At 70.5% G+C, this 19,459-nt stretch carries 21 protein-coding genes; 11 read left to right on the top strand and 10 right to left on the bottom strand.

The window, feature by feature from the left end; genetic code table 11:
- Positions 1 to 11: 11 nt before the first annotated feature.
- The 9 genes from OHA17_RS42185 to OHA17_RS42145 all read right to left on the bottom strand — a co-directional run bounded on the left by OHA17_RS42185 (position 12) and on the right by OHA17_RS42145 (position 8,980).
- Complete coding sequence (locus OHA17_RS42185; RefSeq protein WP_406511007.1) at positions 12 to 2,375, bottom strand: hypothetical protein; 2,364 nt, start codon at positions 2,373 to 2,375, stop codon at positions 12 to 14.
- 107 nt (positions 2,376 to 2,482) lie between these two features.
- Positions 2,483 to 2,965, bottom strand: a complete 483-nt coding sequence (locus tag OHA17_RS42180; protein ID WP_331718713.1) for a conjugal transfer protein TraB — start codon at positions 2,963 to 2,965, stop codon at positions 2,483 to 2,485.
- An 11-nt stretch (positions 2,966 to 2,976) separates the two neighbouring features.
- Positions 2,977 to 5,070 (bottom strand): hypothetical protein, encoded by a 2,094-nt coding sequence (locus OHA17_RS42175; RefSeq protein WP_331718712.1) that lies wholly within the window; start codon positions 5,068 to 5,070, stop codon positions 2,977 to 2,979.
- Between the two features lie 307 nt (positions 5,071 to 5,377).
- Positions 5,378 to 5,602 carry a hypothetical protein gene (locus tag OHA17_RS42170; RefSeq protein ID WP_331718711.1) on the bottom strand — a complete coding sequence of 75 codons (225 nt, stop codon included), beginning with the start codon at positions 5,600 to 5,602 and terminating at the stop codon, positions 5,378 to 5,380.
- A gap of 3 nt (positions 5,603 to 5,605) precedes the next feature.
- A complete protein-coding gene (locus OHA17_RS42165; RefSeq protein ID WP_331718710.1) occupies positions 5,606 to 6,166 on the bottom strand; it encodes a hypothetical protein in 561 nt (186 codons plus the stop codon).
- An 85-nt stretch (positions 6,167 to 6,251) separates the two neighbouring features.
- Entirely contained in the window at positions 6,252 to 8,000 is a 1,749-nt protein-coding gene (locus tag OHA17_RS42160; protein ID WP_406511006.1) for a hypothetical protein, read from the bottom strand.
- 58 nt (positions 8,001 to 8,058) lie between these two features.
- On the bottom strand, positions 8,059 to 8,475 hold the full coding sequence (locus OHA17_RS42155; RefSeq protein WP_331718709.1) for a hypothetical protein: 417 nt from the start codon (positions 8,473 to 8,475) through the stop codon (positions 8,059 to 8,061).
- On the bottom strand, positions 8,472 to 8,597 hold the full coding sequence (locus OHA17_RS42150; RefSeq protein ID WP_331718708.1) for a hypothetical protein: 126 nt from the start codon (positions 8,595 to 8,597) through the stop codon (positions 8,472 to 8,474). Before OHA17_RS42150 ends, OHA17_RS42155 begins: the two co-directional genes overlap by 4 nt.
- Entirely contained in the window at positions 8,594 to 8,980 is a 387-nt protein-coding gene (locus OHA17_RS42145; protein WP_331718707.1) for a hypothetical protein, read from the bottom strand. The genes OHA17_RS42150 and OHA17_RS42145 overlap by 4 nt, the downstream gene beginning before the upstream one ends.
- Before the next feature lie 596 nt (positions 8,981 to 9,576).
- Here OHA17_RS42145 and OHA17_RS42140 point away from each other — a divergent pair.
- The 7 genes from OHA17_RS42140 to OHA17_RS42110 all read left to right on the top strand — a co-directional run bounded on the left by OHA17_RS42140 (position 9,577) and on the right by OHA17_RS42110 (position 15,452).
- A complete protein-coding gene (locus tag OHA17_RS42140; RefSeq protein WP_331718706.1) occupies positions 9,577 to 10,356 on the top strand; it encodes a GntR family transcriptional regulator in 780 nt (259 codons plus the stop codon).
- A gap of 3 nt (positions 10,357 to 10,359) precedes the next feature.
- Positions 10,360 to 10,926 carry a GNAT family N-acetyltransferase gene (locus OHA17_RS42135; RefSeq protein ID WP_406511004.1) on the top strand — a complete coding sequence of 189 codons (567 nt, stop codon included), beginning with the start codon at positions 10,360 to 10,362 and terminating at the stop codon, positions 10,924 to 10,926.
- A gap of 669 nt (positions 10,927 to 11,595) precedes the next feature.
- Positions 11,596 to 12,888 (top strand): hypothetical protein, encoded by a 1,293-nt coding sequence (locus OHA17_RS42130; protein ID WP_331718704.1) that lies wholly within the window; start codon positions 11,596 to 11,598, stop codon positions 12,886 to 12,888.
- Positions 12,889 to 12,976: 88 nt separating this feature from the next.
- Positions 12,977 to 14,380, top strand: coding sequence for a replicative DNA helicase (locus tag OHA17_RS42125; RefSeq protein ID WP_331718703.1), 1,404 nt, complete (start codon positions 12,977 to 12,979; stop codon positions 14,378 to 14,380).
- Between the two features lie 22 nt (positions 14,381 to 14,402).
- Positions 14,403 to 14,876: a hypothetical protein gene (locus tag OHA17_RS42120; protein WP_406511003.1), complete on the top strand. Its 474-nt coding sequence runs from the start codon at positions 14,403 to 14,405 to the stop codon at positions 14,874 to 14,876.
- Entirely contained in the window at positions 14,873 to 15,163 is a 291-nt protein-coding gene (locus OHA17_RS42115) for a hypothetical protein (protein WP_331718701.1), read from the top strand. The genes OHA17_RS42120 and OHA17_RS42115 overlap by 4 nt, the downstream gene beginning before the upstream one ends.
- Entirely contained in the window at positions 15,156 to 15,452 is a 297-nt protein-coding gene (locus tag OHA17_RS42110; protein WP_331718700.1) for a hypothetical protein, read from the top strand. Before OHA17_RS42115 ends, OHA17_RS42110 begins: the two co-directional genes overlap by 8 nt.
- 139 nt (positions 15,453 to 15,591) lie before the next feature.
- Here OHA17_RS42110 and OHA17_RS42105 read toward each other — a convergent pair whose 3' ends face one another.
- Positions 15,592 to 15,849 carry a hypothetical protein gene (locus OHA17_RS42105; RefSeq protein ID WP_331718699.1) on the bottom strand — a complete coding sequence of 86 codons (258 nt, stop codon included), beginning with the start codon at positions 15,847 to 15,849 and terminating at the stop codon, positions 15,592 to 15,594.
- Positions 15,850 to 16,097: 248 nt separating this feature from the next.
- On the opposite strand from OHA17_RS42105, the gene OHA17_RS42100 reads away from it, so the two are divergent.
- The 4 genes from OHA17_RS42100 to OHA17_RS42085 all read left to right on the top strand — a co-directional run bounded on the left by OHA17_RS42100 (position 16,098) and on the right by OHA17_RS42085 (position 19,416).
- Complete coding sequence (locus OHA17_RS42100; RefSeq protein WP_331718698.1) at positions 16,098 to 17,114, top strand: helix-turn-helix domain-containing protein; 1,017 nt, start codon at positions 16,098 to 16,100, stop codon at positions 17,112 to 17,114.
- A gap of 349 nt (positions 17,115 to 17,463) precedes the next feature.
- Positions 17,464 to 17,853: a hypothetical protein gene (locus OHA17_RS42095; protein ID WP_331718697.1), complete on the top strand. Its 390-nt coding sequence runs from the start codon at positions 17,464 to 17,466 to the stop codon at positions 17,851 to 17,853.
- A gap of 583 nt (positions 17,854 to 18,436) precedes the next feature.
- On the top strand, positions 18,437 to 18,766 hold the full coding sequence (locus OHA17_RS42090) for a hypothetical protein (RefSeq protein WP_406511002.1): 330 nt from the start codon (positions 18,437 to 18,439) through the stop codon (positions 18,764 to 18,766).
- 92 nt (positions 18,767 to 18,858) lie between these two features.
- Positions 18,859 to 19,416 carry a hypothetical protein gene (locus tag OHA17_RS42085; protein WP_331718695.1) on the top strand — a complete coding sequence of 186 codons (558 nt, stop codon included), beginning with the start codon at positions 18,859 to 18,861 and terminating at the stop codon, positions 19,414 to 19,416.
- Positions 19,417 to 19,459: the final 43 nt, after the last annotated feature.

The raw sequence follows: 19,459 nt of genomic DNA, 5'->3' as shown, positions 1-19,459 counted from the left end.
GTTTTCTGGGGTCAGGGCAGGCGGTAGACGCCCTTGCCGAGCGCAACGAGACCGCCCTCGTTGGCGAGCGCGCTGACCTCGTTGTTCACGCTGCGGGTGGCGGGGCCGCCTTCGGTGCCGCAGCCGACGGCGGTGCGGATCTCCTTGAGCGCCAGGCCTTCGGTGTGGCCTTGAAGCGCGGCGAGAATCCGCTCGCGGATCGTCGGGGCTTTCGCCTTGGCGGCCGCCATGGGCGACGGCGCCTCAGGGAGCTCCTCGGCCTTCTGCTGCTTGGACTTGTCGTCGGCCTCCAGGAGGTCCGTGATGCGCTCCAGTTCGCTGTTATTCATGTCGATCCCACCCCGGGAGGGCCGCGACGGGCCGCCTGCGGCCTTTCCTGCCTCCTTGGCGGCCGAGGTGCCCCGACGGGCGTACGCGGCGCCAGCGGCGCGGGCTTCGCCCGGGGTGAGCGTCGGCATCGGGCGGCCGTCCATCAGTTCTTCGAGCTGGGGGTAGAGGCCGTTGACCTTCTTCAGGACGAAGGTCCGGAACAAGGTCGCCTTGCCCTCCGTGATCAGCCAGCCCATGCCGGGGGTCGGCACGCCCTCGGTGGCGGCGGTGCCCTCGAACAGCTCCTTGGCCCCGGCGCCCTCGTAGATCCGCTCCGGGATGGGGGAGACATGCGCGCCGATCGGCGCGATGCCATCCAGGCCCATGCCCTGGGTGGACGAGGAGGCGGTGCGCAGCAGGAAGACGTGGCCTTCCTTGCCCTTCTCGCGGATCTCGTGGTTGTCACCGAGTTCCTTGAGGTGGAGGGACTGCACCGCGAGGTCGACGCCGATGCCGACCTTCTGACCGGTCTTTTGGAGGTCGCCGATCATCCAGGCGGCTTCCTTGCGGACGTCCTGGTCCAGGCTGCTTAGCAGGCGGTTGATCTCGTCGCCGGTCCACTGGATCAGGCGCCACTGGCCGTGGAAGTCGAAGTCACCGCGGCCGCGCGAGTGGGCCTCGCGGTACTCCTTGATCGCGTGCAGCGCGCGCAGTTGCTGCATCGTCTCCTGGGGGCCTTTGGCCATCCAGTCGATGCGGCCTTCCATCTCCGGCATCGACATGCCGCCTTGGACGTCGGCCATCCAGGAGATGACGCCCGAGATGCGCTGTGCGGCGCCGAGGATGCGCATCAGCCCGGACTTGCCCGCGCCGGTGGTCCCGGCGGTGATGCCGTGCTGGGCGCGGCCGGTGTCGAAGTTGAACAGCTGGATGCGGGCAGCGCTCCCGTCGTGGGCGACGCCGATGGAGATGCGCCCGCGGTCGTCCATCGTCAGGTCCTCGACCGTGGGGGCCCGGACGTGCAGGAGGGGGTTGGCCCGGTAGATGTAGACGACCGCTTCACGCGGGCCCGCACCCTCCATGACGAGGCGGGAGATGTCGTCAATGCCGAGCGCGGAACACAGTTCCTCGTGGTTGACGCGAAGCCTCTTGGCGCGCGGGGCGGCGACCCGTAGCCGGATCTGATCCTCGCCGATGCTGTACGCGACCAGGTCGACGCCGGGGGCGGCACCGCCGGTGCAGTTCACGTATTCGGCCCAGATGCGTTCCAGGGCGGCGCCAGGGTCCTCGGCCTCCACCTCCAGGGCCTCCCGTGCACGCCGGGCCGCGGCGAGGCAGGGCGCGACCTGGATGGCGAGGCGGCCCGGGCCGTACCCGTCGACCGCCGCGGTGCGCACCTCGTCGACCGGAACGTCGAAGACTCCGGCGATGGCCCGCTCGTCTACGGTGCGCGGTACGGCGTGGCCGGCGGGGGCCAGGACGATCGCCTCAAAGTCCGGCTCGTTGGGGTCGTACTGACGGATGCCCTCCAGGGTGGTGTCCCCGGTGGCCTGCGCCCGGGTCCACAGGGCCCGCATGTGGTCGGCGAAGGTGACCGGCTCCGCGTCTACGGCTTCCGGCTCCCCGGCGAAGACCGGGAGGTTGTCGACGGCCCGCTGCACGCCCTTGGAGCGGGTCCAGGGCGCCATGGGGATCATCACGGCCGTCCAGGCGGCCGCGCCCAGCATGGGCCACCCGTTGGGGTAGTCGAAGACCGGGACGAGCAGGCCGCTGGTGTAGGCGGCCGTCCAGCCGAGCACGGGCAGGGCCCGCAGGGACGAGGTGAGCCGCCGCGTCCAGTCGTCGGTGTCGCTGAGTTTCCACAGGCCGACGCCGGTGAGGGCGCCGGTGGCCAGGGCCGCGCCGTGCGCCCACCACGGAATGTCCATCTGCGGGCCGACGGCGGCCCAGGAGCCGGCGGCGCCGTACACGGTGCGCTCCGCCCATGCGAGGCGGCGGGCGGTCTTACGGGTCAGCCCCCGCTCACCGGCGGCGGCATCGGCCTTTACGACGTCGGTCGTCGTCATCGTCATTTCCCCTCCGGGAGGAAAGAAGAAGGGGAGGGGCCCCGGCGAATTCGCCGGGGCCCCTCCCAGGGGCTTTCCACCTGGCGCTTTCGCGTCCGGGCGGCTACTCAGTACTTGACTTCGTTGAATCCAGGCTTGGGCTGCTGCACGCCCATGGCCTGCACAACCTCGTAGCCTCCGCGGTATTCGCTCTCGTGGGCGTCGTTGAAGCCCTGAGCGTCCATCTGCATCGCGTCGGCGGCATCCACCAAGTCGCCCGAGGCTTCGGCGACTTCCCGCAGCGAGGTGGCGCCCTCCATGATCAGGGCGGTGAATCGCGGATCGACTTCCGCCGCGTCACACATCTCCGACATGTTGCTCGCCTTATCGGCATTGCGGCGAAAGAGCGCCTGGAGAATCCAGATCTTCTCTTTGAGCCACAGCGCCCGCGCGGCGAGCGTGGTGACGGCGAGACCGAGGCTGAGGAAGCCCAGGTTGCTGTCGGGGATCGACGGGAGGTTGTCGCTGCTGTCAGGGACCGCGGGGACGTAGCTCTCGCGGGGGACGATCTCCCCGGACACGACCTGACCGGGCACGATTTCTCCGGACACGGGGCGACCTCCTAGTTCTCGTTGTGTACGCGGGCGGCCGGGGTGCGAAGGCCTGCGTCCGCGGTCGCCTGGGTGAGCGGCCGGTACGCGTCGTCCATCTCGGTCTTCGCGGTCTCGCAGGTCTCGGCCGCGTGGAGCGACTTGACCGACATCTTCTCGGCCTTGCGGGAGAGGACCTCCATCGACTCGGAGAGCTTGCGCATCGCCCGGGCGGTGATGGTGCCGATGATGTTGTGCTTGGCGGCCAGCCGGGCGGCCACCTCGTCCAGCGCGTACATCAGCTCCTTGGCCGCCGCGGCGAGGAGGAGGCATTCGTCGTGCGCGGCGAAGGCCTCCGAGACCACCTTGTCCAGGAACTCGGTGACGTCATCGAGCGTCACCTCCGTCGCATGTTCCGGGTTGATGCCGTCGTCCATCGCGGTCGTGACCGCCCCGGACTTCACAGCGGGCGAGTTGCCCACGGGCGCCTCCTTCGTGATCGTGGTGGGGCTGCCGGTGCCGGCGGGGAGGCCGCGGGCCCCGGTGGTCAGGGGCTCGCGCGAGGAGGCCTGATAGCCGGGCGGGAAGACCTGTTCCGCGATCCACACCTCCTGTTGCTGCGGGTCGGTGTCCCGCATGGAGTCGTAGGCGCTACGCCGTTCCCCGCGCGGCGGCGGGGTGTAGAACTCCCAGCCGCTCCCCGGGGAGCCGCCGGTGTCCTCCGCCTTGGCCCGGGCCCGTTCGCTTGCGCGCCGGGCCCGCTCCTTGCGGCTGGCCTTGCGCCGGGCGGCGGGGCCCGTGCCCGAGGCGGAGCCGCGCGCCCTCTTCTTCGACTTCGGCTTCACCCGGGCCTTCTTCTTCCTGCCGGGACCGGAGGCCTTCGCGCCGCCAGCGGACTTGGGCTTCTTGGTCAAGTCCACCTTGGGCCCCGTGCCGGTCGCGGAACCGCCGACGGGCTTGGACTTCTTAATCAAGTCGACCTTCGGCGCGGCCCCCGGCTTCTTCGTGAGGTCCACCTTCGGCCCGGCCGGTGTAGTCCCGCCGCTCTTGCCTCCCTTCTTCTTGGACTTCTTGCGCTTGACCGTGGTCAGCACGGGCGGGGCGAGGTTCTTCCGGCGCTTCTTCAGTCGACGCCGGGCCGCCTTCGCGACGGCCTGCCCCAGCGTCGTGCGGTCCGCGTCGGCGGCGGCCGCCGTCTCCTTCTTCTTCCGGCGGGCCTTGGCCCGGGCCTTGCGCGCCTTCTGCTTGGCCTCGAACCGGTCCTGCCGGACCTGCTCCCGGCGGGCCTGCTTGGCGTCGGCCCGGGCGTTGCAGACCCGGTCCTTGGTGTCCTGCCGGGCGTCCGCCGCGCGGGTCTTGCGGTCGCGGGCGGCGTCCCGGTCCTTGGCCCGGTTCTCCGTCCGTGCCGCCTGCCGGTCCGCGCGCCGCTGCATCTTGGCGCCCTGCCGTGCGGCGGCCCGGTCCTGGCGACCGCGAGCCCGCTCCAGCGCCGGGCTGGACTTCTTCGAGCTGGGGGACTTACCGCCCGAAGGCGACTTGACCCCCGACCCCGATCCGCCGTTCTTCCCGGAGCCAGGAGACTTCGGGCCGCCCTTGCCCTTGGCCCCGAGCGAGCCCCCGCGGCCGGGCCCGGTCCCGCCGGCGCCCTTGCCGCCGCCTCCTGTGAGGGAGCCGCGGCCGCCGCCGAGGGCCTTGCGGCCGTAGTCCTGGCTGGAGGGGATCGGCTTGCCGCGCTTCTGCGCCGCCTTGTCGCCGATGCCCTGCATGGCGAGCGAGTGCTTGGCGGCGGCCTCCTCGCCCGCGAGCCGATGCTTGAGGCGGGCCTCGCGCAGCGGGGCCAGCTCCTCCGCCCGTTCCTGGCGCCTCTGGCGCCAGTCCGCCAGCGCGGTCGCGGTGCCCCGGAGCGCGGCCAGTGCGATGGCCAGGGTCGCCGCGAGACCGAGGGCGGCGACGCCGGGGCCGTCCGCCTCCCCGTCGTCGCCGTCCCGTACGGCGGGCGCCGTCCCCTCCGAGCGGAGAGCGACGGTGCCCGCCGTGCCGGTCGGACCGGGGGTCGGCGGCAGTGCCGGGGTGAGATCGGCCAGGGAGTCGGCCACCGACCGGCGGCGCCGAGCGGGGACCACCATCGCGTCGCCGCCCGGCGTCTCCGGCCCGGAGGACGGAGACGCCGGTTCGGCGGGCGGGGCCGGGGGCGCCGGGGGAGGGGCGCCCGGGATCGGGGGGAGCCCCGGCGGGGCCCCTCCCCGAGATCGGAAGGAGACGACGTTGCCGTTCCGGTTGTCGTCCCGAGGGTCATCAGCCACGTGCTCTCCAGGGTTGACAGAGGGTGACCGGATAGGAGATCCTCGCGCGCCCGCGCGCCCATGCGCCCGCGCGCCCGCCTTGGACTCCGAAATCCGGTCCGCCCCCGGGTGATGATGATGGTGATGACGCTTACGCGTCGTGACTGCCGTCGTGACGGCCGGTCCAGTTCTCCAAGGTCCGCGCGAGGTCATTCCACAATTCCGGATTGGCCTTGCAGATCGCGCGGGCCCGGTCCCACCAGGCGTCGGCCATACCCGCGTCGCCTCGCGCTTCGAGCTGCCGGGCCTGCCGCGCCTCCCAGTGGGCGGCGCGGCGGGCCTGGCGGACCTCGGGAATCGAGGGCACCTGCTGCACTGATCAGGCTCCCTTGCGGTCGAACAGGTCGTTCACGCCCCTGACGGTCCGGCCTCCGGACCCCTTGACGACGCTCTGACCTGCTGTTTCCTCGCTCGACTCCTCGTCGCTGTCGGGCCTGGTCGCCATCGCGGAGACCGTCTTGTTCAGCGACTTCGTGGCGAAGGCGTTGATCTGGCCGCGCCGGTCGGCCTTCGCCTTGGCCTTGGCCGCCCGCTGGCCGGGCAGGGCCGCCACGGTGCGGACGTGGTCGGCGTACGCGGTGCGCAGGCCCTCCGAGGCCTGCGCCGCGTCCCGTGAGGCCTTGACCAGGCGGTTCAGGTGTTTTTCGACCTTCCGGGCCCGCCGACGGGCGGACCACGTGCCGTCCCCCTCCACGACCTGGGATCGCAAGACGGTCTGGAACAGTGCCCGGGCCGCCTCGTAGTCGCCGTGGTCGGCGTTGTGCACGCGCTGCCGGTCCAGCGTCCAGGTGGTCAGGAGCTCCAGCTGGAGCAGCGGCCGGAACTCCGCCGGCACCCGGTTCAGTACCTCATCGGTGTTCGTGTGCTCGATCTCGGGCACGGGGTGTTTCTCCTCTCGGGGGAAGGGGCCCGCCGACTCTCGGGGGCAGTGGCGGGCCCGGCCCGCGACGTACGCGCCGCACGGGTCAGCGCGCGGCGAGGTGCTTGGTGCTGTCCGCGGGGCTCAGGAGCCCCGCTTCGTCCAGCAGCCGTACGGCCCGGTCCCGGTTGCAGCCGACGGCCGTACGGGCGGCGTTGACGGTGACGTAGCCGCCGTCCGTGGAGAGGGCGCGCAGGATCTGGAGCGCCTCTTCGTCCGTACGGGCAGCCGCCGTACGGCCCCCCGTACGGGGGGCGGGCGTACGGGCCGTACGGGTCTTGGCCGTACGGGCCGCCGTACGGTCCGTACGGGCGGGCTCCGTACGGTCCGGGTTCGGGTCGGCCGTACGGTCCGGCTCGTCCCTTCCGGCGGACGGGTCGGCCGTGTCCGCCGCGGGCTCGGCGGGCGCCGTCTCCTTCTCCTCGTGGTCGTTCTCCAGGAGGCGGTGGACGCGCCAGACGATGGCGACGACGACGAGGACCGCGACGACGATGAGCCCGATGCTCGGGTGCTGCTTTCCGTCGACCACCGTCACGCCGTGGCCGGTCATGTCGGCCACGTGGTACGTGATGTTGGTGGCGGCCATCAGCCCGAGCGCGTAGGGCACGTCCTTCTTCATGCGGAAGGCCGTGACCGCGTAGACGTCGAGACCGAGGGGAAGCGCCCACCCCATGTCTCCGAGCGGGGTGTTGCCCAGCCCGACCATCCGGGCGAAGGCCCACTCGCCGGAGGCGGTGAGGACGATCACGGCCGCGAGCGCGACCCAGATGCTTCCCTGCTTGACCATCTCTCCCCGGTCCCGGGTCCGCTTGAGGCTGGCCGCGCGCTTCTCGGCGACGCGCCGGGCCTCGCGGGCGGCGTCCAGCTCGCGGTTGGCTGCCGCGAGCTTGGTCTCCGCTTCCTTGCGCACCGCGCCGGCGGCGGCCCGGGCTTCCTTCTCCGCCTCCCTGCGCAGCTCCTCGAACTCGGCCCCGAGCCGAGCCTGCTGTGTCTGCCGTTCCCGCTCGTGCTGTTCGCCGAGCTGGCGGAACTGGGTCTCGATCTCCGCCCGGGCGGCATCTACCTGCGCCCGGTACTCGGCGAGTTCGGCGTCGATCTCCGCGCGGCGCGCGCTCAGCTCCTCGTCCAGGTCGAGCCGGGCCGACCGGCGGGTCAGGTCCAGCTCCGAGTCGAGTGCCGCCCGCGCCGTCCTGGTCTCTACCGCCTGGTCCTGCGCCTCACCGACGATGCGGGCGGCGTCGGCCAGGGCCTTGCGGTAGGCGGCCTCCGCCGAGGTCCGGCGCAGTTCCACCAGGGCGTTCGCCCGGTCCTCCGCCTCGGCGAACACGATGCTCACCTGTTTCTCGGCGTCGGCGAGCAGGCTCCTGGCCTGCTCCTCGGCGTCCGCCATGACCTCCTCGGTCGCGGCGGCCGCGTCGATCCGGGCCTGTTCGAGGATCGTCTGCGCGTCACCGCGAGCGTCGGCGCGGATGGTGTCCGCGTCGCCCTCAGCTCGGCGCAGCCGCTCCCCGACTTCCCCGGCGGCCTCCACCAGGACGCGCTTCGCGTCGGCGGCCGCCGCCCGGCGGATCTGGTGCACCTCGTCCTTGGCGGCCTGGATCAGCACCGCCGCTTCCTGGGCCCCGGCCCACCGTGCGCCGTCGATCACGTCGGCGGAGCGGTCACGGAGATCCGCGGCCAGGGCCTCGCCGTCTTCCCGCGCCTCCGGCTTCGGCGGCGGGGCCGCCGCCTTGGCCGGGCGGCGCGGCGTCGTCGTCTTCCGGGTGTTGCGGGCAGGTGGCTTACGGGCCCCCACACCGACCTCCTCTCATGCAGGTGGCCGCCTCCCAGCGGCCACCTCGGCGTTCGGTCCGTCAGCCCCGTACGCGGCGGGCGGCGGTCCGGCCAACGGAGTTGGCCATGGCCGAGACCCACTCGAAGGCGGCGCCGACGCGCTCGACCAGCGCGTGGTCACCGGCCCGCCTGCACGCGGACTCGATGGTCGAGCAGCGGTCGTCAAGCCGGTCCATGACCGTGTTCAGCCGCTCGGAGACCCGGTTCTGCGCCGCCCACAGCAGCTCGCCGAAGGCGTAGAACGGCATCGCCGCGCCGGTCCACATCAGCAGCGTCAGCCGCAGGCGGAGCCGGGCCAGCGGCCCGGGGGCGTTCACCGCGACGAGCAGGTCGAGCAGACGCTCGAAGTCCTCGCCGGACCAGTCGTCCATCGGGCCGTGCTGGTCGTGGAAGTGCTGGACGGCCTTCTTCTTCGGCCTGTTGAGCAGGGCGTTCATGCGGTAACCACCTCTCCGCCCCAGACCAGGGCGACGAATCCGTTCTTGCCGGACTGGTGCTCGGACTGGCGGTTGACCTCCGCGACCTTGCGGGCCAGCTCCGCCGCTTCCTCGGCGGTCACAGCAGGTCGGAAGGGTCGGTGATGGCAGTGCCGGTCAGCACGGCCAGTTCCTCGGGGGTCACCCACTCCTGCGGGATCAGCACCCGGAGGACGACCGTCCCCTGGCACATCGAGCCGGTGACGACGAGCTTCCCGTCCGGCAGCGAGTCCGGGCGAGCGTCGTCGATCTCCTCCAGCAGCGCCGGCAGGACGGTCACCGCGTCCTTGGTGACCCTGATCGTGGCGACGATGCGCGAGGGCGCCACCTCGACGGTGACGTTCACGCCGAGGCGGGCCAGCTTCTGGACCGACTCGAAGAGGGGGAAGGCGTCGGCGACCGCATCCTGAACGTCCTCGGTGATCCCGGTGGACGACAGGGGCAGGTCAGCAGGCATGATGGTCATGCGGATCGGTTCCTTTGCTGGTAGATCCGTGGACCCCCGGCACATATGGCGTCTCTAGCGCCGTGTCGGGGGTCGCGCCGTACGGGGGTGACGGCGCGGTAGGCGAGCGGGGACTCGAACCCCTGTCTCCGGAGAGCCCGAACCAGTCGGGCACGCCCCTCATGACCTGTGCCTTTGGAGTGCCGCCGGGCAGCTCTCGCGTGGAGAGCGCCCGGCGGCCATCCAGCCCAATTACTCATCTTTTGGCACGCTGTTCAGTTCTCAAGTGAACATGCACTCCCGTCCCGGCCTGTCGTCATCTGACGGTGGTTCCGTGCTGGTCAGACCAGCTCTGACGGTGCGCTTTCGAGCAGTTCAAGCAGGTCAGAAGGAGCATGGCGAGCACACCCTTCCGAACACTTCCCTAGTTAACTGGTGAAGCTGGAATGACCGTAAGCCTTCACCAGGCAAGCCGTCAACAACCAAGAGCCAAAACGGCTCTGACGGCGCGTCACTGAAACGGGGAATGCAACTTCTACCTGCGGAAATGGAGTCGGCGACCAAAGAAGTTCCATCCCGAGCTAGCTTCACTAGACAAGCCGGGTACTCTGTTCCGCATGACAACCCGCCAGCCAAAGAAGCGGATGGGGGCGAAAGACATCGCCGCTGTCCTGCGTTCGCGCATCGACAACGGCGCTATTGAGCGCCAGCTACCGCCAACTCGCGTCCTGGTCGCGGAATTCGAGACGAGCGCCGAGACACTGCGGCAGGCTGTCGGAATCCTCCGCGCCGAAGGACGTGTCACCAGTCAGCAGGGGAAGGGCGTCTTCGTTCGGTGGGTCGAGCCGATCGAGTTCGCCATGCACCGGTTCGAGCACGGCAACCGCCGCGATGACGTCGAGAACGGCATCGACGACTGGAAGGCCGCGATCCTCGAACTCGGTCGAGTGCCCAGTCAGGACACCCCCACGGTCAGCGTGGAACGCGCACCGACGGACATCGCGAGGGAGCTTGGCGTGGAGCCAGGAACCTTCGTCGTCGCCCGCCGGCGAACTCGCCGCGTCGATGGCGAGCCGTTCCAGCTCGCCGACAGTTGGTTCCCCACCGAGGTCGCGTTCGATACGCCGCTCATGGACGAAGAGGACGTCACGATGCCGGGAGGCATCCTGGCGAACATCAAGGACAGGCAGTACGCCCAGACGCGCAAGGTGGACAAGCTCCGCGCGTGGACCCTGACTGCCGACCAGGCCGTACGCCTCGGGCTACCGACCGGCAGCACGGTCCCGGTCCTGCGGCACGTCCGAGTCGGCTACAACTCGGCCGGAATGGTCGTCCGCTGCATGGTCACTATCGCCCCCGGCGACCTCAACACGCTCGTCTACGAGATCGAGGACTGACCCTTGCCACAGTTCATCCGCCCGGCCTCCCCGGACGACTCCAACGCCCTCATGAAGCTGCGGATCGAAGCCGAGGAGTGGCTCGCCAACGCGGGCATCGACCAGTGGCGTTCGCCCGGCTTTCGAGACCGCGCCCTGGCCAAGTGGCAGGTCGATATCGCCGAAGGACGCACCTGGGTGGTTCCCGACGCGACTGGCGAGTTGCTAGGGACCATCACCCTGGCGCGTCCAGACGCGGACTTCTGGACGAGGGCTGATGCCCCCGAGTCAGCGGTCTACGTCGCGAAACTCATCACGGCTCGCTCGGCGGCTGGCCAGCAACTCGGGGGCCGACTGCTCGACTGGGCCGGAGGAGTCGCGCGTGACCGACAGCTCCCATGGCTCCGGCTGGACGTATGGCGCGACAACACGAAGTTGCAGAGCTACTACCTGAACGAGGGGTTCGAGCACGTTCGGACCGAGGCTCCGTCCCATCGCCTTTCCGGCTGGATGGCCCAGCGCCCTGCGTCGCTCGTCGTGCACTCCAACACCCCCCTGTGCACCGTCGACACACCGGATTTGGCAGGCTGACCACACAGTGCACCCTCGGGGGAGGACAATGCGCGAGACGCAGGGCTCCCCTCCCGAGCACACCGGGAGGCACTGCGCGGAGTGGCAGCCGATTGTGGTGGTCGGCGCCGCACTGATCCGAGTAGCCGCAACCGCGGTGAAACCAACGGAACCAGGAAGGCACCACGATGACTCGAACTCAGCACCTGTCTTCGCCGCAGCGGCACACCGGCAGCTCGAAAATGCGTTCAGGACTTCGGCGCCAGAGGTGCAAGATCGCAGGATGGCCAGTCATCCGCAGCACGACCACCGGCGGCTACGTCCTCGGCTCGCTCCGGCCGGCACGAGCCCCTTGATACGCCGATGGCCGCCCTGCCTGCCAGCAGAACGGCCATCTAAATCGACTCCCGCCTCCACAGCTTGAGTCGTAGGTCGGCGATGACGCCGGGGCCCGAGCCTTCCTACAGGCCCGAGGTCACCATGCACAGGATAGAACGAGCAGTGGTGCGCACGCAGCAGCGTGCCCCCAGCTCAACGTTTCTTTTCCGTCACTTGTCGGTCTGCGACTCCCCAAACCACTCAGGGGAGATCCCGCACGATGTACCAGACCCACCCGACGACACTCAGCGTCGCGGCGCCACCCCGTACGGTCGCGCCCGCTGTGTTCTCCGCCGCCGAGGCGGTGGCGGCGTGAAGCGCCCGCAGAAGGCCTTGGCCGCTGCCGCTCTGCCGGACGGCGACGAGCTGTTCGAGTTCTCCGGCACGATCACGGACTACTGGTCATACACCATGGTGCGCGACTACGTGATGCTCATGCCGGGGATGACACACACCGCGTACCGGCTCTACACCCTGCTGCGGTCGATGATGACCGAGGCCTCCCGCCGGCCGCGCAGCGGCATGCGGCGGATGACGATCGACCAACTGTGCTGGCTGCTGCCCGGCCCGAACGACAAGCCCATGTCGGTCAGCGCGATGTACGAGGTGCTGAAGACGCTGGAGAACCTCAACCTGGTCGTGCCGAAGGACTCGGTGGAGCTGGCGGGCATCACCAAGCTCAAGGGCAAGGCGCGGGCCGCGCAGGGCATCTCTCGCGGGTTCACCGTCAACGACCTGCCGCCGGACGCCGAGCACTTCGGCTGGCGGAACGCGTGGGACAAGTTGGACGCGTACACCCCGGACTGGCGGGACAACCCGCCGCAGCCACCGACTCATCTCACCGAGGTGGAGACCGCAGCGAACGGCCAGAGCCTGGCTCGGGTGCGGCTGGTGGACGCCGACGGGCAGCCGTTCCAGAAAACTGGAACGCCCCAGGTTGCGGCCGATGAAGACCCCCCATTCCAGAAAACTGGATCGCCATTCCAGAAAACTGGAACGCCAGACCAGAAAACTGGAACGGATCTTCCCCTGACCAGCGAAAACGATCACCCTCTAAGAAGCTCTCTCAAAGAAGCCTCTCTCTCTGGTGACCCGGGTGCCCCAACGGACCCCACCGTCCCGGCCGAGGCCGGGACGGGACGAGGAGAGGAGACTTCGGCTTCGCCGGAGAACGACACCGCCCCCTCGGCTGCCGCCGAGGATCCGGACACCCACGACGACGTGCGGGTGGCCGAGGCCTGGATCGAGTCCCGCCAGACGCACGGGCACGGCGTTCCGGCCCGGGGCCGGATGGCGATGGTCCGCGACGCGGCCCAGTTGCTCGCCGACGGCATCGACGTGGACCACCTGGTCGCCGCGGCCGCCGACATGGGCAGCCGGGCCAACTGGTACTCGCTGCCGCGTCATTTGGAGCGGTTCGTCCCACAGGTGACCGCGGTGCCCGGCCAGCGCCCGGCGCTGCCCGACTGGTGCGGCAAGTGCAACGACGGCATCCCGCCCGCCCAGCCGGGCCAGCGGCTGCGCGAGGCCGACGACGGCCGTCTGGTCCGGTGCGAGTGCCACCCCAGCCACCCCAGCAACGTCAAGAAGCCGGTGCTGGCCTAATACCCCCGCAGTACGACGGCGGCAGGGGAGCCCGTGGAAAGGCCCCTGCCGCCGCTCGAATCACCCCAGTTCAAGAAGGGATTCACCCATGAGCGTACCCACCCAGCACGACGGGATCGAGGACGGCGGCGGCTCGCTGTTCGATGACGAGCCCGGAACGGGGCAGGCGGTGGCGTTCGAGCGCGTCCCCCCGCACGACCTGGAGGCGGAGCGGTCCGCGCTCGGCGGCATGCTGCTGTCGAAGGACGCGATCGGCAACGTCCACGCGGCCGGGGTCAGCAGCCCGGCGTACTACCTCCCGGCACACGGCACGATCCATGACGCGGTCATGGACATGTACGGCAAGGAGCCGGTCGACCCGATCACACTCGCGGCGCACCTGGCGAAGAAAGGCGACCTGGAGCGGGTCGGCGGCGCTTCCTACCTGCACACCCTGGTGCAGTCGGTGCCGACGGCGGCGAACGCCGAGTACTACGCCGAGATCGTGGTGGAGCGGTTCAAGCTGCGGCGCCTGATCGAGGCGGGCACGAAGATCGTGCAGATGGGCTACGCCGCCGAGGGCGAGGTCGCCGACATCGTGAACGCGGCCCAGGGCGAGATGCAGTCGGCGGCCCAGCTCGGCGCCGGCGGCGGGCTGGAGCGCGTCCAGGAGGTGGACGACATGCTGGAGGACTACCTCGTCAGCATGGACGCGCCGCCGCCCGCCCGCCTGCCGCTGCCGTACGCCGACCTTCAGGCCATGCTCCCGATGGAGCCCGGCGACTTGGTGGTGATCGCGGCCCGCCCGGCGATCGGCAAGTCGGTGGTGCTGCTCGACATCGCCCGGCACGTGGCGATCACGCACCGCATCCCGGTGCTGATGGCGTCCATGGAGATGAGCCGACCGCAGTTGATGGAGCGGATCATCTCCGCCGAGGCCCGCGTGCCGCTGAACCGGGTCAAGGACCGGCACTACGAGAACGACGACAAGCAGCGGATCTACGACGCTGCCCAGCACATCGGCGGGGCGCCGCTGGTGGTGGACGACGGCCCGGCGGCCACCATCGTGCAACTGCGGTCGCGGCTGCGCTGGCTCCAGATGCTGGGCAAGCTCCCGCGCGTCCTGGTCGTGGACTACCTCCAAATCATGAAGGCCTCCGGCAAGCGCGGGCAGAACCGCACCGGCGAGGTGGACGAGGTCAGCCGGGGCCTGAAGGAACTGGCCGGCGAGTTCGAGATCATCGTCGTCACGGCGGCTCAGCTCAACCGCGAGGTCGAGAAGCGCGAGGACAAGAAGCCGATGATGGCCGACCTGCGCGAGTCCGGGTCGATCGAGGCCGACGCCAACGCCGTGATCCTCCTGCACCGGCCCGACGCGTACGACAAGGAGCACGAACGGGCGGGCGAGATGGACCTGATCATCGGCAAGAACCGGCAGGGACCGACGGGCGTCGTCACCGTCGCCTTCCAGGGGCACTATGCGCGTGCCCGTGACCTCGGTACAGGCTTCTGACCTGCGGAAAGAGGAATTCGACATGATCGCCACCGAAGTGCGGAACAGGTTCATCACCGAGTCCCGAGCCCAGGATATCGCCGATCGCTGGAACGGTGTCTACCCCGCGATGCGGAGCATCCTGGACACCGTCATCAAGGCCCAGCGCGGCGCCGAGCAACCGACGGTCAACGTCGCCCGGCTGGAGCGGGTCCGCCGCGAGCTGGGGCAGCAGGACCGGGGCACCTTCAAGGGGTGCACCCGCAGCCCGGGCGCCTTCAGCATCTCCTCCGCGTACAGCCAGGTGCGCGAGGTGCTGGCCGTGACCTCGATCGGCGACCCGGACGCGGGCGCGATTCACCGGCTGGCCGGCGAACTCGCCGACGCGGTCGCAGAGGCCGGGCGCGCGTCCAGCGCCGAGTGGGAGGCGGAGCGGGCCACGGTTCCCGCGCAGCCGGTCGACGGCGGCCGCCGCGAGCGGGCAGACTCGGAGCAGACCGAAAGGGGCACGCGATGACCGCACAGCCGATCCATCCGCACGAGCCGGAGCGCGTTCCGCGCCACGGCGAGGGCATCGCGGCCGCGCTGTCCGGCGCGCGCCGCATGGAGTTCTACCGCGAGTTCCTGGCCGCCGCGCCCGAGGAGGCGGAAGGCGTCCTCAAGCGGTGGTGGTGCGAGGCGATGCTCGACACCGACCCGGCCGGGGACCGGCTCACCGCGGCCGCGCTGGACGGAACGCTCCCGACAACCCCGGTCGCTGACCTGGTCGCCCGCCGCCGCGAGGCAGGTCTGCCCGTTGAGTGAGCCGTACGGCGAGGAGCCCGAGGGCCTGCCGTGCGTGCTGTCGGACGAGGTCTCCGCGCTCCTCATGGACCCGGCTCTGCCCGGTGACGTGTTCGGCGCGATCGTGGCCGCCACCGTCGTGATCAACGAGACCCGCGGCGAGGTGCCGAGCAGTACCGCATCGGAGAAGTGGCCACAGCAGCGGCGCATGCCGATCGGCGCGAACGGCTCGCTCGGCCTCGCCGAGTACGTCATCCTCGCCGACGCCGACCCCCCGCACATCGTCCTAACGCGCATTCAGTTGTACTGAAACCGCAGCTCAGGGGCCTGGCGAGACTCGCTCTCGCCAGGCCCCTCTGTCGTCTCTGGCCGTACTCCGCAGCCCCCGGTACGCCGCCGGTCACCAGCCAGGCGGGCCGTCGTCGAAGAGGAGGGGACCGGCGTCGGGCTCAGCGCCGGGGGGCCGGGCGGGGCACCGGCTCGCCCGGGCCGCGCCCGTAGTCGTGCGGCGGCCCGTCGCGCCACTCCAGGACCGAGGAAGTGAAGGTGGCCACGATCTGGTCCGGGTCGGGCAGGCCCGCGATCCTCAGCACCTCGATGAGGTCGCCGTCGCTGTAGACCACGCCCGCGATCCGACCCCAGATGGTGACCCGGCGGCCACCCTCCCCCTGGATCCGGTGCACGACGACCGGCGTGGTGCTGCTCATGTATCCAGGGTGGTCCGCCTGATCCGGTCCGGCATCCCGCAGGGGTGCGGGCCCTGCGGGGTGCCGGAAACGTCGCGCGCCATGCTTGCGCTACACCCTAATTTAGGGTGTACGGTGAGTGTGTGAGGCAGGGGTCATCCCCAGCCCGCTCCGTAAGTGACTCGGAGAAGACACCACCGCACTGCGCTACGACCGGGCCAAGTCCCGTGGCGCCCCTGACTTTCCACGCTTCCCTCTGGAGGAACGCCGTGACGACCGTGCGCATCATCGAATGCACCGCCCCGGACGAGCTGTACCGCCGCTACGACCAGGAGTCGAAGGCTCAGGCCGCCTACATCGAACTCGACCTGCGGGAGGGGACGCTGCTTGCCGACTACAACGCCGAGGTGGGCAACGCCACTCCGTTCAGCGTCTATTACGGCTTTGAGCGCCGCTACAGCATCCCCGCCCTGACTGCCGAGGCCGCAAACCGCGTGATGCGGGAGATCGCGCCGTTCGCAGACCGGATCCTTGCCGACTGGGAGCAGGACTTGGACCGGAACGGCAACAACGTGGTGGCCCGGCTCGGCGAGGACGCCGAGGCGGCCGAGGAAGAGATCATCAAGCATCTCGGGGAGGACGACGGTTACGACACCTTCGGTCTGTCCACCCAGGGATTCGACCCCAGTGACCTGGTCACCGAGTGGGACGTGGACGGCGCGACGAACGGCAGCGAGGCCGAGGACTACGACATCACCGCCGACACCACCGACGCCCGCCTGGACGAGATCGAGCAGGAGATCCTTTCCGACCTGGCCGGATGCGGCGAGGGTTCCGTCATCGTCTGCCCCGGCCTGGACGACTATCTGCGGTCCCTGCGGGACGAGCTCGCCGAGGACGATCCGCTGACTCCTGCGGAGCTGCGGACGGCCCGCGAGGCCCTGGGGCTCACCGGTGACCACCTGGCGAAGCGGCTGGGCGTCAACCCCCGCACCTTGCGCTCGTGGGAGCAGGGCCGCGACGCCATCCCCGGCCGGATCCGGCCCGAGATCGCCGAACTGAAGGAGGCCACCACCGAGGCGGTCAAGCAACTGGTCGCCGAGGTCGCCGGCGGCGACGAACAGAGCGAGGCGCTCATCACCTACCGGAACGATGAGGAGTACCTGGCCGCCCACCCGGGCGGCCGGTGGTCGGCGTCCTGGCACCGGCAGGTCTGCGCCCGCGCCGCCGAGGAGACGGGCGCGCGCATCGACTACGCCGACGCCGAGGGCGACGACGAGGAGTGAGCCCGCGCCGTCCCGGACCTGCCGGGGGGTTGCCGTCGCTCCGGCGTGCTGTTCTGGCCCATGAATCGGCGCCGTAGGACACCACCATGACGAAAGCGCCCACCATCCAAGGGTGGGCGCTTTCGGCGGTTCACCCCCGCGTCGGCGGGGAACGCAGCGAGCCTGTCTGGGGTCCTGACCCGTCTTGCGGAACACCCCCGCAGCGGCGGGGAGGACTCCCACTCTGCCACGCCTGCACGGCGGTTGGGGGCGAGTCACGAAAACTGTGCCGGTCCCCGCAGGCCACCCGGGCGGGTGGTCCTGCCCGGCGGCCCGTCCCAGGGACGGGCCACCGGGCGTTGGGCCGGGCATGCGACGCATCGTGTGCCTGAGTACCTCCCTGGCTCTGGCGTGTGTGATCCCGGCCGCGGCGCCGGCGGCCGCGGACGGCAGCGCGTGCACGCATCACTGGTCGGGCCCGCAGGTGTGCGTACGGCTGGAGGGGCGGAACCACTGGAATGCGGTGACGGCCATCTGGGTGAACCCCCCGCGGTCCGAGCGGTCCCGGCCGGTCCGGCTCACCCTGCACGGCCGCCAGCTGGGGCCGGTGGAGACCGCCCGCCGGGTGGGATCGACCCTCTCCTACTCCTGGTCCGCATTCGACACCGGCACGGACACCAAGGTGTGCGTACAGTTCGTCGGGATCAGCCGGGTGGCCTGCGACACCACCCGCTACATCGGGACCCGGGCCGCGCTGTAGCCCGGCGCGGCCGCCGGTGATGGCACCCACCCCGAATGATGTGTACCCGGCGGGAGAACCTGCGGGTGATCGGTGGGGCGCCTACCGTCACATGGCATGCGTGGCCACCCCGGACGGCGGCCGCGGGCGCACTGGGCTGCGAAAAAGCGTCTGGCGGCGGAGGAGGGGTGCCCGGGTGCTGTTCGGTATGCCGGATTCCGGGGCGGAGTTGGGCTCGGCCCGTGCCCCCGCCGTCGACCCGTCCGCGCGTGAGGCGACCGCACCGTGGAGCCGTGGCTGGCGGGGAGCAGCTGCTGCCGCGCGGTGGCCGGGGCATCGTGTGGTCGCTCCGCGTCGGTGCGGCCCGGCAGGGGCCGAGGAGCGTGTCGGCGGCGGATTGCCGGAGGGGGGGGCGCGGGAAGCGTCGCCGCACCCCGGAATCTTTCTGAAAAAAACCCTCTGACCTGCGGTTTTCTGCGTGTTGAGAGTTGACCTGCACCCCAAAACTTGAGAGTATTAGTTACGTCGGAAGGGGGCGGGAATCCTCACCCGGCACCGGCCTCCGGGCCACACCGAAATGCCTCAACGAACCGAAGGAATCGCCGTGTTCGACTTCGCCACGCTTGACCGCCTCGCCCTGGACGGCACCGACGCCGTGCTCCGTCCCGTCTTTGACCCCCGCCTGCGCACCTTCTCCGTCCAGCTCTGGGAGAACGGCGAGCCCGGTGGCATCCACGGCCTGGTCGAGCACTTCCGGTACGCCGACGAGCCGGTCGAGTCGGTCGACGCCTTCCTCGCCGAGCACGGCGTGCGCGCCGTCACCGACCAGGAGGCCGCGCTTCTGTACGCCGGGCTTGTCCAGGCCAAGGGCGGCCCGGACTGGGCCCTCCTGCTGATGTCCATCGGCGCCGACGAGACCGCCGACCAGGCCTGAGTCGCCCCGCGTGCGGCCGGGGGCGGGAATCCCCGGCCGACACCGGGCCCTCGGGCCCACCACCGAAACACCTCAACGATCCAGGGAGAATCATGAAGACTCGCGACGACGTCGCCGGGGCGGCCGACCAGATGTCGGACCTGATGGCGCTGATGCTGAAGTCTGGAGTCACCGGGTGGGTGGCCGTCGGGCTCGAAGACGGCTGGTACGACAGCATCGTCTACTCCACGCGCGAGGGTGCCGAGGGCGACCAGACCGTGCCGTCCACCTACGTGCGCATCCCCGAAGTCCGCTTCGGGCAGTTCCTCGACTGCCCCGTTCTGGTCAGCGAGTGCGCGGACTACCTGCGCTTCGCGGACGCCCTGCGCGACGTCGCGCCGAGCCGCACGCCGATTGTGCCCGCCAAGGCCGGAGGCCTGATCGGAACGCCGGTCGTGAAGTGGGGGGCAGAGATCCGCAAGGTCACCCGCCGCCCGGGCAAGCAGCCCCAGCACGCCACGGTGAACAGCGCGGCCATGTGGCGCGACCTCGTCCTCCACCTCCCCGGAGGCGCGTGCATGGCGTCCACCGACGGCAGCGTCATCTACCTGAGCATCCGGGAGCCCAACCAGTTCCCGTGCGAGATCAGCTACACGCCGACCGGCAGCTGACCACGCCGCCCGGCGGGCGGACGGGGCGGGAATCCCGTCCGCC

This window comes from Streptomyces sp. NBC_00212, assembly GCF_045206365.1.
Classification (GTDB): Bacteria; Actinomycetota; Actinomycetes; order Streptomycetales; family Streptomycetaceae; genus Streptomyces.
Note: the sequence above shows the minus strand (reverse complement) of the source record. Positions and strands in the feature narration are given on the sequence as shown.